The organism is Paraburkholderia aspalathi (assembly GCF_900116445.1).
Classification (GTDB): domain Bacteria; phylum Pseudomonadota; class Gammaproteobacteria; order Burkholderiales; family Burkholderiaceae; genus Paraburkholderia; species Paraburkholderia aspalathi.
In genome coordinates this window covers 40,441-55,738 of sequence record NZ_FPBH01000036.1, presented here as the reverse complement: position 1 = coordinate 55,738, position 15,298 = coordinate 40,441, and the positions used below count along the sequence as shown (strand labels likewise).

Below are 15,298 nucleotides of genomic sequence, written 5' to 3'. Positions count from 1 at the left end.
CCCGATCGATCCTCTTCTGGAGCCCATCATGGACAAAGCCAGCACCCTGCAAAACGTCACCGCGAGCGAGGCCGACGCGGTGAGCGGTTATCGCACGTTCCGCCTCGGCGATTTCGAATTCAGCCGCGACGCTTATTTCGCCACCGTCAAATGGCCTGCGAAAGGCCAGATCCGCTCGCACCAGATGCATGCCGACGACTTTCTGCGCGCCATGATGCGCGATGTTGCGTGGGGCTTCTTCTACGGCTGGGTCAACTTCGACGAAGTGATCGGCACGCGTAATCACTACGGCAAGGTCGACATGTATGCCGGCGCGTACAACGCCAGTTTCAAGGAAGCGGGCGTCGATCATATGCAGCAGTTCGACACGCCGCTCATCATGGCCACCTTCAAGGCGATTCTGCGGGACTGGGTCAACGAAGGCTTCGATCCGTTCGCCGCGCCCGAAGAAACCGGTTCTGCGTTCGGTACGAAACATGGCGACAACATCGCCGCGATCGAGCGCACGCGGATCGCCACGAAGCGTATGCCCGGCCTCGAAGGCGATTCGCCGTTGCGCGACGACTTGCCGGTCAATCGCCAGTTCGCCGATGTGGTTCAGGATGAACCCGAGATTCATGCAGAGCCAGGATTTGAGAGCGCGTTGCATGCGTTCAGCCTCTTCAAGTACCTGTCTCGCTCAGACGTGACGTGGAATCCGTCGGTCACGTCGGTCTGCCAGCAGAGCCTGTTCTGCCCGACCACCGAGGAATTCGTGCTGCCGGTGTTTCATGGCAACGACCGCGTCGAGTGGTTTCTGCAACTGTCCGACCAGATCATCTGGGACGTCGCCGATAAAGACAGCGGCGAGCCGCGTGCACGCATCACGATGAACGCGGGCGATATCGCCGCGATGCCGGCCGACATCCGCCACAAGGGCTATTCGCAGAAACGTTCGATGCTGCTGGTGTGGGAGAACGCCACGCCCGATCTGCCGAAGCGCTACGAAAGCGGTGAATTGCCGCCGTATCCGATCCAGATCTAACTCTCAGACATTCCTCCGATCGTCGATCGAACGGCGCCAGACCGCTGGCGCCGCGGGGACTGTCACGTCCAAAGTTTTACTTGCGCGGGATTGACATGCAAACGCAACTCTTCATCGGTGGCCGCTTCGTGCCGGCTGCAAACGGCGAAACGCTCGCCTCCCTTAATCCGCACGACAACTCGGTGATTGCCGAAGTCGCGATGGCCGGACCCGCCGATGTCGACCGCGCCGTGGCGGCTGCGAAAGCGGCGTTTCCGAAGTGGAGCAATCTCGCCGCGATGGAGCGGGGGCGTTTGCTGCTCAAACTCGCCGACGCAATCGAAGCAAACGCCGATGCACTGGCGCGCCTCGAATCGCTCGATACTGGGCACCCGATTCGCGACACACGCAATCTCGATGTACCGCGCACGGCAGCGACGTTCCGCTATTTCGGCGGCATGGCCGACAAGTTCGAAGGCTCGGTAATTCCGGTCGAGCAGGGTTTTCTGAACTACATGACGCGCGAGCCGGTCGGCATTGTGGGGCAAGTGGTGCCGTGGAATTTTCCGCTGATGTTCACGAGTTGGAAGATGGCGCCGGCGCTTGCGGCAGGCAATTGCGTGATCATGAAGCCCGCTGAACTCACGCCGCTCTCGAGTCTCGCCATCGCCGAACTGATGGCGGAGGTTGGATTTCCGGAGGGTGTCGTCAATATCTTGCCGGGTCTCGGTCATGTGGCGGGTCAGTACATCGCCGAGCATCCGGAGATCAGCAAGGTTGCCTTCACCGGTTCGACTGCGATCGGCCGCAAGATCGTGCAGGCGTCGAGCGGCAATCTGAAGAAGGTCCAACTCGAACTCGGCGGCAAAGGCGCGAACATCGTATTCGGCGACGCGAATATCGACGCGGTCGTGCAAGGCTCCGCGTTCGCGATCTTCCATAATCAGGGGCAGGCGTGTATCGCCGGCTCGCGGATGATCGTGCATGAATCGATCGCCGACGAAGTGCTGGAAAAGTTCGCTGCGTTGAGCCGCACGATCCGGATCGGCAATCCGCTCGATCCCCTGACCGAAATGGGCCCGCTCACCTCGCGTCAGCATCGCGACCGCGTGCTGTCGTTCGTCGACGTCGCACGTGAACAGGGTGGCCGCGTGCTGGCGGGCGGCAAGGCGCCGGACGATGCCGCGCTGGCGAATGGTTGCTATGTCGAGCCAACCATTGTCGAGGCGAAGCCGGAGCATCGCGTGTCGCAGGAAGAAGTGTTCGGTCCGTTCATGACGGTCACGACATTCCGTACGGACGAAGAAGCACTCACGATCGCGAACGGCACCGAGTACGGTCTCGGCGCGGGTCTCTGGACACGCGACCTGCAACGCGCACACCTTGTGGCGCGCGAGATTCGCGCCGGCATGGTGTGGATCAACTGTTACAAGCGCGTGAGCCCCGCGTCACCGTTCGGCGGTGTCGGCGCGAGCGGCTATGGACGCGAGATGGGTTTTGAAGCGATGCGCGAATACACGCAGCCCAAGTCGGTCTGGGTCAACGTGGATGCGCAGATTCCGCCTTATTACCCGCGCTGAACCGCCATGGAATCGTTCGTCTATAACGGCCTGCCGTCACGCGTGATTTTCGGTGTGGGCAGTCTCGACCAGCTCGATCGAGAGATCGGCTTGCTCGGCGCCATGCGCGCGATCGTGCTGTCCACGCCACAGCAGCGTGCTCAGGCCGAAGCGCTGGCGGCAGGTCTTGGTTCGCGGGCGGCGGGCGTCTACGCCGAAGCCGTGATGCACGTGCCGATCGAAACCGCTCGCGCGGCCCGCGACTTCGCCACGCAGGTCGGCGCCGATTGCGCGATCGCGATAGGCGGCGGTTCGACGACAGGTCTCGGCAAGGCGATCGCGCTCGAAACCTCGCTGCCGATCATCGCGATTCCGACCACGTATGCAGGCTCCGAAATGACGCCGATCTACGGCCTCACCGAGGACGGCATCAAGAAAACCGGCCGCGATCTGCGGGTATTGCCGAGAACTGTGATCTACGACCCTTCGTTGACCACGTCGCTGCCGACCGCGTTATCGCTGACGAGCGGCATCAATGCAATCGCCCACGCGGCCGAAGGGCTCTACGCGCAGGACACGAACCCGATCATTGCGCTGATGGCGGAAGAGGGTATCCGTGCGCTCGGCCAAGGTCTGCCTCGGGTGACGCTGAAACCGGTCGATCTCGGCGCACGCGGCGACTGCCTCTATGGTGCATGGCTGTGCGGCGCCGTGCTCGGCAGCGTTGGCATGGCGCTGCATCACAAGCTGTGCCATACGCTCGGCGGCACGTTCAATCTGCCGCACGCGGAAACGCACACGATCGTGTTGCCGCACGTGCTCGCCTATAACCGTGAGGCCGCACCGGGGGCGATGAAGCGTATCGCACACGCGCTGCATGCCGACGACGCCGCGCAAGGTGTATTCGACCTCGCACGCGACAACGGTGCGCCTACCGCGTTGAAAGACATTGGTGTAAGCGCAAGCGATCTCGACCTCGCGCTCGATCTCGCGTTGAAGAACCCGTACTGGAATCCGCGGCCAGTTGAACGAACGCCGCTACGCGCGCTGCTGGAAGCTGCGTTCGAAGGCAGGCGGCCGGATTAGCACGAACGCCCCCACTCATACAAAAAAATTCAGGAGACAACCATGGACGCATATTCCTTCGATGCGAAGCGCCGCCGCTTCGTCACACTCGCCGCCGGTGGCGCGCTCGCCGCGTCAACCTCGGCGTTCTCGCCGCTCGTCTTCGCCGCCGGCCCGCGCACGCTGAAAATCGGCTACGTATCGCCGCAAACCGGCCCGCTCGCGCCGTTCGGTGAGGCCGACCGCTTCACGATCCAGCAGATGCAGACGACGCTGAAAAACGGCATCGTGATTGGCGGCAAAACCTATCCGGTGTCGATCGTCGTCAAGGACAGTCAGTCGAACCCGAATCGTGCCGGCGAAGTCGCCAACGATCTGATCCTGAAGGACAAGGTCGACATCATGCTCGTATCCGGTACGCCCGAGACCGCGAATCCTGTGAGCGATGCGTGCGAGTTGAACGAGATGCCCTGCGTGTCGACGGTCGTGCCGTGGCAGCCCTGGTTCTTCGGCAGAAAGGGCGATCCGAAGAAAGGCTTCCGCTTCACCTATCACTTCTTCTGGGGACTGGAGGACGTGATCACCGTCTACACCGGCATGTGGCAAGCGGTGCAGACCAATCACAGCGTCGGCGGTCTGTTTCCGAACGATGGCGACGGCAACGCCTGGGGCGATGCGAAGCTTGGCTTTCCGCCAGTGCTCGCGCAGAAAGGCTTCACGCTGAAGGACCCGGGCCGTTTTCAGAGCATGACGCAGGACTTCTCCGCGCAGATTTCCTCGTTCAAGCAGGCAAATGCGCAGATCGTGACCGGCGTCGTGATTCCGCCCGACGCGAAGAACTTTCTCGTGCAGGCGCGTCAGCAAGGTCTGAAACCCAAGGTCATTTCGATCGGCAAGGCACTGCTGTTTCCCACTTCGATCGAAGCGCTCGGCGATCTCGGCGATGGCCTTTCCACCGAGGTGTGGTGGTCGCCTTCGCATCCGTTCAAATCATCGCTGACGGGACAAAACGCGCGGCAAGTCGCGGACGACTACGAGCGCATCACGTCGAAGCAATGGACGCAACCGATCGGTTTCGCACATGCGCTGTTCGAAATCGCCGTCGATTCGCTAAAGCGCACGAAAGATATCGACTCTAACGAAGCGATCCGCGACGCAGTGGCGGCGACGAAGCTCGACACGCTGGTCGGTCATGTCGCATGGGGCAGCGGACCGGTGAAGAACGTCGCGAAGACGCCTTTGGTAGGCGGCCAATGGGTGAAGGGGCAGCAGCATCGCTTCGATCTCGCCATCGTCAACAACCAGCTCGCGCCGAGCGTGCCGCTATCCGGCCCGCTCAAGCTGATCGCGTGAACGCATAGCGGAGAGCGGTGATGAACCCAGTTCTCATATTAACCGGCGTGTCGAAGCGTTATGGCGCGCTGCAGGTGACTGACGACATCAGCTTCACGGTCGAACGCGGCGAGACCTACGGCATTCTCGGTCCGAATGGTGCGGGCAAGACCACGCTGTTCAACCTCGTTAGCGGCGACGTGCGGCCCGATCAGGGCAGTGTCGAATTCGACGGCGCGGATGTGAACCACTTACCGCCGCATCGCCGATGCGCAGCCGGGATTGGCCGCTCGTATCAGGTGCCGCGTCCGTTCGGCGGCATGACGGTATTCGAAAACCTGCTGGTCGGCGCGACCTTCGGTGGCGAACTGGCCGAGCACGCTGCCTATGACGTCTGCATGGATGTGCTCGAACGCACGGGTCTCAAAGCGCGCGCCAACCAGTTGGCCGGCACGCTGGGCCTGTTGGACCGCAAACGTCTCGAACTGGCCCGCGCATTGGCCACGCAACCGCAGCTGTTACTGCTGGATGAAATTGCAGGCGGCCTGACCGAACCCGAAACGCACGAACTCGTCGGCGAGATTCGTCGCGTGAAAGAGGCGGGCGTGACGATCGTGTGGATCGAACACGTCGTACATGCATTGCTCGCGGTGGCCGACAGGCTGCTCGTCATCAACTTCGGCAAACGGCTTGCTGAAGGCCTGCCCGGCGCCGTGATGGACGACCCCGATGTGCGGCGCGTGTATCTCGGACTGGAGGCTTGACCATGTCGGCATTACTGGAGACTCGCGCGCTGAGCGCGTTTTACGGCGACTTCCAGGCGCTGTTCGGCATCGACGTGACGGTGGCGCCCGGTGAGATCATCGCGCTGATCGGCTCGAACGGCGCGGGCAAGTCGACCTTTCTGAAATCAGTGGCGGGCCTGCTGCGCCCGCGTTCCGCCGGGCAGATCCTGTATCGCGGAGAGCCAATTGGCGGCGTGGCTGCGGCGAGCATTGTCGGCAAGGGCATTGCGCTGGTGCCGGAAGGGCGGCGTCTGTTTGCGAGCCTGAGCGTCGAGGAAAACCTGCTGCTCGGCGCATTTTCCAAACGGCCCGGCCGCTGGAACCTGCAAAGCGTCTACTCGCTGTTTCCGGCCTTGCGGGAGCGTCGTCACCATGCGGCCACCGCCTTGTCGGGTGGTCAGCAGCAGATGGTCGCGATCGGCCGTGCGCTGATGAGCAATCCCGATCTGCTGATGTGCGACGAACTTTCGCTCGGCCTCGCGCCGGTGATCGTGCGCGAGATCTATGCAGCGTTGCCCGCGATTGTCGCTGACGGCATGAGCGCAATCGTCGTCGAGCAGGACGTGCAACTGGCGCGCCGCGTGTCGTCGCGTTTCTATTGCTTCCAGGAAGGACGCGTGTCGCTAGCTGGCGTGTCGGCCGAAGTTTCAGATGAGGCCATCACGCAGGCATATTTTGGAGCGGTCGCATGAACACGTTCATCAATATCGTCGTACAGGGTGTGCTGCTCGGCGCGCTGTATGGGCTCTTCGCGATGGGGCAATCGCTGGTGTTCGGCGTGATGCGGCTCACCAACACCGCGCACGGCGATTTCATCGTGCTGCTGGTGTTCGTGTTGTTCGCGCTCACGAACTACGCGCATCTGCCGCTCGCCGTGTCGCTGGTGCTGCTGCTCGTGATTGCGTTTGGTGCGGGTTACGCGGTGCAGTACACGGTCCTCAACCGGGTGAGCAGCCGCGATCCGCTGCCTTCACTGATCGTCACGTTCGGCTTGTCGATCGTGATCCAGAACGTGTTGCAGCAGGTGTTCTCCGCCGATCCGCGTTCGATCGCAACAGGCAGCTTTGAGTCGAAGAGCCTCACGCTCGCGGGCGGCATCACGCTGGGCTATTTGCCACTCGTCACTTTGGTCGTCACCACCGCTTTGGCTTTCGCCATGCAGTGGTTGTTCGGCCGCACGCCACTTGGCCGCGCGTTTCGCGCCACGTCGGATGACCGCGAGATCGTGCAACTGATGGGCGTTTCCTATCGCCGCACCTATGCACTCGCGATGGGCATCGCGTTCGTGCTCATCGCAGTCGCCGCCGCGCTGTACTCGATGCGCACCGCGGTGTCGCCGACCGATGGCCCGGCTTTGCTGCTGTACGCGTTCGAAGCCGTGATCATCGGCGGGATGGGCTCGTTCTGGGGCACGTTCGTCGGCGGCATGGCGCTCGGTATTGCGCAGCAGGTGGGCTTTTACTTCGATCCTGGCTGGGGTATCTGGCTCGGCCACGTGGTGTTTCTCGGCGTGCTGGTGGCCCGGCCGCAGGGCTTGCTGCCCAAAACCGCATAGAGGCTCGATATGACGATGCATATGAACCGGCCCGCAGGGGGCTTCGAAGTGCGGCGCGCGACCCGCGCGAGCCGCGTGGCGATGATCGTGTTGCTGATCGTCGCGCTGGCGGTAGCGAGCGCGCCATGGTGGGCGGGGCGCGATGCGATGCGCGACTTCGTGCAGCTCGCGTCGTATCTGGTGTTCGCCTTGATGTGGAATCTGCTGGCGGGCTATGGCGGGATGGTGTCGATCGGGCAGCAGGCGTTCTTCGGGATCGGGGGCTATGGGATGCTGATTCTCGCCAACTACTGCGGGATCTCGCCGTTCGTCGCTGTGCCGATCGCGGCGGCAATTGCAACGGTCATCGCAATTCCCGTATCGATGGTGGCGTTCCGGCTGGAAGGCGGCTACTTCGCAATCGGCACGTGGGTGATCGCTGAGGTGTTCCGGCTGACGGTGGCGAACGTCTCGGTGCTGGGCGGTGGTTCGGGCACCAGCCTCACCGCGCTGCAGGACGTGCCGCGTGCGCTGCGTGAATCGCTGACGCTATGGCTCGCGCTCGCTATCGTCGCGGCGGCGATCGGTCTGTTGTATCTGTTTCTGCGTTCCAAAGCTGGGCTCGCGTTGACCGCGATGCGTGACAACGCGGTGGCGGCCAGCAGTCAGGGTGTCGACGTGAAGCGTGCACGCTTGCTCGTCTATCTGGTATCCGCGTGCGGTACGGCGTTGGCCGGTGGCCTGTATTTCGTCGGCAACCTGCGCATCTCGCCGGACGCGGCGTTCTCGGTGAACTGGACCGCGTTCGGCATTTTCATCGTGATGATCGGCGGCCTGGGCACGCTCGAAGGGCCGATTGTCGGCGCGCTGATTTTCTTCGTGCTGAACCAGTTTCTCTCCGACTTCGGCACCTGGTATCTGATCGGGCTCGGCGCGCTGGCGATCGTCGTAACGATGTTCTTTCCGCAAGGGCTGTGGGGCTTCGTATCGCGCCGCTACGGACTGCAATTGTTCCCCGTGGGACGCCGCGTTGTATTCGTCGACGCTGGCGCTTCCCAGCCAGATTCACAGCAAGCTTCGCCGCACGACGCATCGACCGATTCCGTCGAAGCGCCGTCGGCTCCCCATCGCGCATGAGGTCGACAATGAACGACGAAACTATCCATCCTTTGACGCAGAACGTGCTCAGGACGTTCGCCGACTGCACCGATCCGCGACTCAAGCAGATCATGACCGCGCTGGTCAGGCATCTGCATGCGTTTGCCAGCGAGGTTGAACTGACCGGCGAGGAGTGGCGCCGCGGCATTGAATTCCTGACGGCGACCGGCAACAAGTGCAGCGGCATACGCCAGGAGTTCATCCTGCTGTCGGACACGCTTGGCCTGTCGATCATGGTCGACGCGATCAATCACGAACGCGCCGGCGACACGACCGAGAGCAGCCTGCTCGGCCCGTTCTACCGCGAGGGCGCGAGCGATGAGGCCTTCGGCGCCAATATCGCGCGCACCGAAGGCGAGCCCACGCTGATCCGCGGCCGTCTCGTCGACGAGCGCGGCATACCGGTATCCGGCGCGTTGATGGAAGTCTGGGAAACGGCCAATAACGGCATGTACGAAGGCCAGGACCCCGATCAGCCCGAGAGCAATCTGCGCGGCAAATTCCGTTCTGGACCGAACGGCGAATACGCATTCAGAACCATCAAACCGACCAGCTATCCGATTCCAACCGATGGCCCCGTCGGACAGATGCTGCTCGCGACCGGACGTCATCCGATGCGACCTGCGCATATCCATTTTCTGATCGAAGCGCCGGGCTACGAGACGCTCACCACCGCGTTGTATTCCGCTGGTGACCCGTATGTCGACTCCGACGCGGTGTTTGGCGCGAAGCCGTCGCTCGTAATCGACTACGTGCCGAACGACAACGCGTCGGCCGCGAAGGAATGGGACTTGCCGAGCCCGTTCTTCGAAGTCCAGCGCGACTTCGTGATGAGTCGACGACTCGCGTGAGGAGGGCACGTCATGAATGCGGCGAGTCCCGAACATCATGCGGACTTTCTATGCGCGCTCGACGATATCCCAGACGGCGGCGCGCTGGAAGTTGCCGCTGAGCAAGCCGGTGCTCCTGGCATCGTCGTGGTGCGCCGGGGTGACGACGCCTGGGCCTATCGCAACGTCTGCCCGCACTTTTCGATTCCGCTGAACTACGAGCCGAACACGTTCTGGGCCTACGACGCCGAATTGCTGATGTGCGCGCATCACAGCGCGATGTTCCGTTTCGAAGACGGTCAGTGCATCGACGGTCCGTGTCAGGGCGCGGCGCTCACACGCGTTGCCATTCGTATCGAGCAGAGAGACATATTCAACAACGACGGAAGGGGACAAGCATGAAAAAGACGAAGGCGAAGCGCTTTTCGCTAGCAGGCTGCACGGTCGCGTTGATGGCGCCGGGTTTCGCAGGCGCGCAAAGCAGCGTGACACTGCAAGGCGTGATCGATGCGGGCGTTACTGATGTGAACAACCAGCATGGCGGCGCGGCGACGCTGTTCGACAGCGGCGTGCTGTCGCCGGATTTGCTGACCTTTAAAGGCAGTGAAGACCTGGGGGGCGGCAATAAGGCGATCTTCGAGCTCACGTCGCAGTTCGATCTGGGCAGCGGCGCGACGATCCCCGGCGCAGGACAGCTTTTCAATCGCACAGCGCTGGTGGGACTCACCAACGACCGCTTCGGCTCGCTGACCTTCGGCAATCAGTATGACTTCATGTTCGAGACGCTGACGCTCGGACTGTATGACGGCGCGTTCCTGTTCGGTGGGATCTACGATTTTCGTCAGGGGCCGTTCACTGCGTTGGGCGTGCCGAACAATCCAACCGGCTCGTTCGACTTTGACCGCATGGCGGGTGCAACGCGTGTGGGGAACTCGGTCAAGTATCGTAGCCCGGATATCTCGGGCTTCACTTTCGGCGCGCTCTATGGCTTTGGCGGCGTGCCGGGCTCGTTTTCAGAAGACTCGACGATGAGCTTCGGTGCGAACTATGCGAACGGTCCGTTCGGCATCGGAGCGGCGTATGTCGAAGTGAAATATCCGCAACTGGGCGACGGTCACGACGGTATCCGCAATTTCGGGGTCGGCGCGCACTATAACTTCGGCAGCGTTCTGGCCATGCTGCTGTACACCAACACGAAGAATACGGCGAGTGGTGCGAAGATCGACGTGTACAAGGGCAGTGCGGCGTGGACGATCTCCGGGGCATGGACCCTCGGCCTCGACTATGCGTATATGAAAGGCAACGACGTGCTGCTGGACAACAAGGCGCAGCAGATCACCACGGCGCTGCAATACAGTTTCTCGAAGCGCACTACTGGCTATATTGAAGCGATGTATCAGCGCGCGGGTGGCGATGCGGCGGTGACGCGGGCGTGGATCAACGGTTTGTTGCAACCGGACGGTGCGGCGAGCAACCGGTCGCAGACGCTTGCACGCATTGGCTTGCGCACGAGCTTCTGAGGATGCGACGGTTGTTATTCAAGCAGACGTGTCATGCGGCTTCTGCGAAGCATTCATTGCAAATGCTGCTCTCAGAACAACTGTCTTTGCCCCGACACCAAGGTCGTAAAGTCATCGCGCAATAGCGGCAGGATCGCGTCGGCGACCGGTTGCAACTGCCGGGTCAGATAGTGTTCGTAGTCGATCGCCGAGCGCAAGGTTTCGAGCGGTTCCGGTCCGGCGGTTGTCATCACATAGCTGATCCAGCCGCCGTCCTGGTATTGCAGCGGGCGCCCCTGTTGCCGGTTGAACTCGTCGGCGACACGGGCCGCGCGCACATGCGGCGGCACGTTGCGTTCGTAGTCGCCGAGCGAGCGGCGCAGCCGCTTGCGATACACGAGTTGATCGTCCAGTTTTCCTGCCAGCGTATCGCGCACGTAGTCGCGTACATAGTCCTGATACGGCTGTTGCCTGAAGATTCGCCCATAGAGTTCCTGCTGGAACTGCTGGGCGAGCGTTGTCCAATCGGTCCGCACCGTTTCGAGCCCTTTGTAGACGATGTCCTCGCTACCGTCCGGCAAGACAGTCAGTCCGGCATAGCGCTTCTTGCTACCTTCCTCGGCGCCGCGAATCGTCGGCATGAAGAAGCGCTTGTAGTGCCGCTCGAATTGCAACTCGAGTGCGCTCTCGAGGCCGAAACGCTCCTGCAGATTTTGCTGCCACCGCGCGTTGATATGTTCGACAAGCGCCCGGCCGATGCGACTCGCTTCTTCCTCGCTATGCGCGTGCTTCAACCACACGAAGGTCGAATCCGTGTCGCCGTAAATAACCTCGTAGCCTTGCGCCTGAATGAGCTCACGCGTGGTGTGCATGATTTCATGGCCGCGCATGGTGATCGACGACGCGAGGCGCGGGTCGAAGAACCGGCAGCCTGTGGAGCCGAGCACGCCGTAGAAGGCGTTCATGATGATCTTCAACGCCTGCGAAAGCGGCTTGTTGTTCTCGCGCTTGGCGGTTTCGCGCCCCTGCCACACCTGGCCGACAATCGACGGCAAACAATGGCGCGTGCGCGAGAAGCGTGCGCCGAGAAAACCCGGCACCGATTGATCGTCGCCAGGATTCAGCATGCCTTCCACGAGACCCAGCGGGTCGATCAGAAACGTGCGGATGATCGACGGGTACAGGCTCTTGTAGTCGAGCACCAGGACCGAGTCGTAGAGGCCGGGCCGTGAATCCATCACGAAGCCACCAGGGCTCGCGGCGCCGGCTACGTCACCGAGATTCGGTGCAACGTAGCCTTGCCGATGCATCCGTGGCATATACAGATGCGTGAACGCCGCGACCGATCCGCCGCTTCGATCCGCGGGCAGGCCGGTGACCGTCGCGCGCTCCAGCAAAAACGGTAGCAACTCGGTCTTCGCAAAGATGCGCGTGACCAGTTCGCAGTCTTTCAGGTTGTACTGCGCGAGTGCAGGTTTGTCCTCATCGAAGCGACGCTGGATTTCATCCATGCGCTGATACGGATTGTCGATCGACTTGCCTTCGCCCAACACCGTGCGCGAAACGTATTCGAGGCTGAACGAAGGGAAAGTCCACGTGGCGGAGCGCAGCGCTTCGATACCGTCGATGATCAATCTTCCCGCAGCGCCCGCGAAGAAATGGTTCTGCTTATGGCCATGCTCGCGCCATTCCATGACCGCGCCGCCGCGGCCGAGCCGTAATGGCACGCGATATTGTTCGGCATGCTGCTGCAGCACACGCAAATCGAACTGCACGAGGTTCCAGCCGATGATCGCGTCGGGGTCGTGCCGTTCCAGCCACGCGTTCAGTTTTTCGAGCAACTGTGCGCGGGTTTCGCAGTATTCGAGGTCGAAGTGGACGCCGCTCGCATCGCCGTTCGGCGGCCCCAGCATATAGACCTGGCGCTGCCCGCAACCTTCGAGCGCGATCGAATAGAGTTCGGCGTGCGCGCTGGTTTCGATATCGAGCGACACCAGCTTCAATGACGGCCGGTAGTTCGTGGCCGGCTTCAATTCGCCGTTCAGAAGCGGGCCGCCATGCTGTGCGTCGCCGGCGAACCACACCGGCGCGGTAATGAAGCGCTCCATCATGTAGCGCTCGGGCGGGAAGATGTCGGCCTCGTAGACATCGACGCCGCCTTGTTTCAGGCGTTTTTCGAAACCCGTTAATTGCCGGTATTGCGGGCAATAAAGCCCCATCACCGGCCGATGCTGGAAGTCGCACAGTTCGAGCGGGCGCAGATCGAGCGGCGCTTCGCGGCGCAGGATGGTTTCCGCTCGCTCGCGGTGGTCGGCCGGAATGAAGGCTACCGAAGGCTGAGGACGCAGGCGCACGTGACGGGGCCCGCCGTCTGTTGCCAGCCAGAAATCTACCTCCGTGCCGGCGGGGGTATCCCGCCAGTGTCGGGTCAAAATGAAACCCTGTTCAAGCTCAGTCAAACTTCCACCTCTAAACGGGCGTCATCGCCTGGCTCGATTTTACCGTTATGCGCTTTGGGCCGCGCCTCCGCCTTTTCGTGGCAGCGACGGGGGGCGTTTCGTTCGCGCGACACGTCTGGATGCAGACCCGCCGCGTAGTCTGTATCATCGTTTGGCAGCGATTCCTTCGGCGCAAACCATGCGCCGGTCAAGTCTACTAAGAACGGAGTGAGCGATATGACGTTGAGCAAACTTGTTGTCGTGGTCGCGGTAGCTGCAACCAGCTTTGGTGCACAGGCGCAAGTCGCCGGCACGCAACCTTTGAGCGTCACGGTCGAACAGTCCAATGCGCTGCTGAGCGGCTGGAGCGTGAAGAAGAGCATTCTCGGTAAGGCCGTCTACAACGACCAGAACGAGAAGATTGGTTCGATCCGCGATCTGGTGGTCGCTCCCGACGGCTCGCTGTCTGCTGCCATCGTCTCCGCAGGTGGATTTCTCGGCGTGGCGTCGCATGACGTAGCGGTGCCGATCGCTGCGCTGGATATTCGCGGCGGGAATTTCTATCTGGCCGGCGCGACCAAAGATGCCTTGAAGGCGACGCCGGAGTTTCAGTACAACAAGGTTCAGGCGCCGCCGAAGCCTAAAAAGCTGACTGGCCAGTAATGCGTCAAGTCGGCGGATTCAGCGGCGGGGCTGCACCAGGCGGCTTCTGAATCACCCGGCAAAAGAAAACGGCGCTTGCGGCGCAGAACGGTAGCTGAATCCAAACCGTTTCACGCTTGCGGCGCCGTTTTTGCATTCAATTCGGCCCCCGTCGGGCCGCTGCTCACGCTTCCAACGCGAGCGTGGCGAACGTGCCCAGCCAGTGTTCGCCCATATAGTCGCCCGCCACATGCGGCAGGGCGCTTAGAAGATGCCGCTCGGCCGAATCGAACAGGGCAGTCCGACGCACGTCGCCGGCGGGCAGTGCGCGCGCCAGCGACCGCTGGCACCATGCACGGCTCAGATTCAAACCGTCCAGGTGCGCGATCTTGCCGTCGGTACGGTCGGTTACTGTGACGGGTTCGAACAGCGTGGCGGGTTTTTTCGCGCCGAGATCGGGCAGAAAGCGTCTGAACCATTCGACGAATTGCGCGGGCGGCAACACGCGCCGCATCAATTCCGCTTCCATCAGCGAAGGCGACAAAAACTCATCGCCGGCGGGCTCCCAGGCCTGACAGGCGACATCGTTCAGGAACCAGCGCTCCGCCGTATTTACCAGCAACGCCTCCAGCGATTCACGCGAAGTCTGCCGCGCGAAATCTAGCGTGAGCGCAAGTGCGAATGCCATATTGAAGTGCGTGCCGACGCGCAACGGGTAGGTCGCTTTCGGCAGAAATTCTTCGAAGCGGCTAACAAAAGTCGCGGTAAGCGGCGCAAAGACCTTGGACCAGCGCGCGGCCTCCGAGAGCTTCAACGAATGAAGTTGCGCGCTCAGCGCGAGCAGCCATGCCCATCCATACGGACGCTCGAAACCGCGATTGTGCGGCAGGTCGAGATACGCCAGTTCGCCAGCCACATTCGCTTCGGTGAAATGCTCGTCGACCACCGCAACGATGCGCGCTGCTTCAGGCAGATCGGGAAAACGGTCGAGCAGATGCAGGATCAACCAGTAGCCGTGCACGCATGAATGCCAGTCGTAGCTGCCGTAAAAAATCGGATGCAGGGCGCGCGGACCTTGCACGTCTTGCGGGCCGGCAAGCGAGTGGGTCAGCTTGTTCGGATACTCGCGCGTGAGGTGGGCGAGCGCGAGATTGGCGAATTTGGACGCGAATTCGGGCGTGAGTTGGACAGTCATCGGCGCCTCCTCAAAAGCGGAATGCAATAAGTACGACAGTATGATATTGACGACCGAAAATAGTAAAGCCGCCGGTCGCCGCGCCCGGATCGGGCCATTCGGGCCATTCCGGCTTTTCAGTTCCAGCAGCGCGGCCGGCGCGATATTGAAGTTCGGCGCCGTCGGCGCCATCAAAGTGCCGCAAAAGCAGCACAGTACGCCGATCTATCCAGAAAATGAATACAGGCCATTCCAACATTTAATTTGTGGATATATCGG

14 protein-coding genes and 1 pseudogene are annotated in these 15,298 nt (G+C 61.8%); 12 read left to right on the top strand and 3 right to left on the bottom strand.

Going from position 1 to position 15,298, the window contains the following annotated elements; translation table 11 throughout:
* Positions 1 to 28: 28 nt before the first annotated feature.
* The 11 genes from BM438_RS37440 to BM438_RS37390 all read left to right on the top strand — a co-directional run bounded on the left by BM438_RS37440 (position 29) and on the right by BM438_RS37390 (position 10,786).
* Positions 29 to 1,024, top strand: coding sequence for a hydroxyquinol 1,2-dioxygenase (locus BM438_RS37440; RefSeq protein WP_093645123.1), 996 nt, complete (start codon positions 29 to 31; stop codon positions 1,022 to 1,024).
* A 95-nt stretch (positions 1,025 to 1,119) separates the two neighbouring features.
* Positions 1,120 to 2,583: an aldehyde dehydrogenase family protein gene (locus BM438_RS37435; RefSeq protein WP_093645121.1), complete on the top strand. Its 1,464-nt coding sequence runs from the start codon at positions 1,120 to 1,122 to the stop codon at positions 2,581 to 2,583.
* 6 nt (positions 2,584 to 2,589) lie between these two features.
* The gene (locus tag BM438_RS37430) at positions 2,590 to 3,648 is read left to right on the top strand and encodes a maleylacetate reductase (RefSeq protein ID WP_093645119.1); all 1,059 of its coding nucleotides are present in this window, start codon (positions 2,590 to 2,592) and stop codon (positions 3,646 to 3,648) included.
* Positions 3,649 to 3,690: 42 nt separating this feature from the next.
* Positions 3,691 to 4,980, top strand: coding sequence for an ABC transporter substrate-binding protein (locus BM438_RS37425; RefSeq protein ID WP_093645117.1), 1,290 nt, complete (start codon positions 3,691 to 3,693; stop codon positions 4,978 to 4,980).
* Positions 4,981 to 5,000: 20 nt separating this feature from the next.
* Positions 5,001 to 5,723 carry an ABC transporter ATP-binding protein gene (locus tag BM438_RS37420; RefSeq protein WP_093645115.1) on the top strand — a complete coding sequence of 241 codons (723 nt, stop codon included), beginning with the start codon at positions 5,001 to 5,003 and terminating at the stop codon, positions 5,721 to 5,723.
* A 2-nt stretch (positions 5,724 to 5,725) separates the two neighbouring features.
* Positions 5,726 to 6,436: an ABC transporter ATP-binding protein gene (locus BM438_RS37415; RefSeq protein WP_093645113.1), complete on the top strand. Its 711-nt coding sequence runs from the start codon at positions 5,726 to 5,728 to the stop codon at positions 6,434 to 6,436.
* The gene (locus BM438_RS37410) at positions 6,433 to 7,299 is read left to right on the top strand and encodes a branched-chain amino acid ABC transporter permease (RefSeq protein WP_093645111.1); all 867 of its coding nucleotides are present in this window, start codon (positions 6,433 to 6,435) and stop codon (positions 7,297 to 7,299) included. Before BM438_RS37415 ends, BM438_RS37410 begins: the two co-directional genes overlap by 4 nt.
* 9 nt (positions 7,300 to 7,308) lie before the next feature.
* Positions 7,309 to 8,415 carry a branched-chain amino acid ABC transporter permease gene (locus tag BM438_RS37405; RefSeq protein WP_244179542.1) on the top strand — a complete coding sequence of 369 codons (1,107 nt, stop codon included), beginning with the start codon at positions 7,309 to 7,311 and terminating at the stop codon, positions 8,413 to 8,415.
* Positions 8,416 to 8,423: 8 nt separating this feature from the next.
* Positions 8,424 to 9,287, top strand: a complete 864-nt coding sequence (locus BM438_RS37400) for an intradiol ring-cleavage dioxygenase (RefSeq protein ID WP_244179541.1) — start codon at positions 8,424 to 8,426, stop codon at positions 9,285 to 9,287.
* A gap of 12 nt (positions 9,288 to 9,299) precedes the next feature.
* Entirely contained in the window at positions 9,300 to 9,668 is a 369-nt protein-coding gene (locus BM438_RS37395) for a Rieske (2Fe-2S) protein (RefSeq protein ID WP_093645107.1), read from the top strand.
* Positions 9,665 to 10,786 (top strand): porin, encoded by a 1,122-nt coding sequence (locus BM438_RS37390; RefSeq protein ID WP_093645105.1) that lies wholly within the window; start codon positions 9,665 to 9,667, stop codon positions 10,784 to 10,786. Before BM438_RS37395 ends, BM438_RS37390 begins: the two co-directional genes overlap by 4 nt.
* Positions 10,787 to 10,857: 71 nt before the next feature.
* On the opposite strand, the gene BM438_RS37385 is transcribed toward BM438_RS37390, so the two are convergent.
* Positions 10,858 to 13,224 carry a DNA polymerase II gene (locus tag BM438_RS37385; RefSeq protein ID WP_093645103.1) on the bottom strand — a complete coding sequence of 789 codons (2,367 nt, stop codon included), beginning with the start codon at positions 13,222 to 13,224 and terminating at the stop codon, positions 10,858 to 10,860.
* A gap of 216 nt (positions 13,225 to 13,440) precedes the next feature.
* Between BM438_RS37385 and BM438_RS37380 the strand changes: the two genes are divergently transcribed.
* Positions 13,441 to 13,866: a PRC-barrel domain-containing protein gene (locus BM438_RS37380; RefSeq protein ID WP_054041262.1), complete on the top strand. Its 426-nt coding sequence runs from the start codon at positions 13,441 to 13,443 to the stop codon at positions 13,864 to 13,866.
* 163 nt (positions 13,867 to 14,029) lie between these two features.
* Here the strand turns inward: BM438_RS37380 and BM438_RS37375 are convergent, their stop codons facing one another.
* Together BM438_RS37375 and BM438_RS45920 are read right to left on the bottom strand one after the other, a co-directional pair.
* Positions 14,030 to 15,040 (bottom strand): DUF2891 domain-containing protein, encoded by a 1,011-nt coding sequence (locus BM438_RS37375; protein WP_093645177.1) that lies wholly within the window; start codon positions 15,038 to 15,040, stop codon positions 14,030 to 14,032.
* An 84-nt stretch (positions 15,041 to 15,124) separates the two neighbouring features.
* Positions 15,125 to 15,211, bottom strand: a pseudogene (locus BM438_RS45920) (hypothetical protein); the annotation flags it as partial.
* Between the last annotated feature and the right edge of the window lie 87 nt (positions 15,212 to 15,298).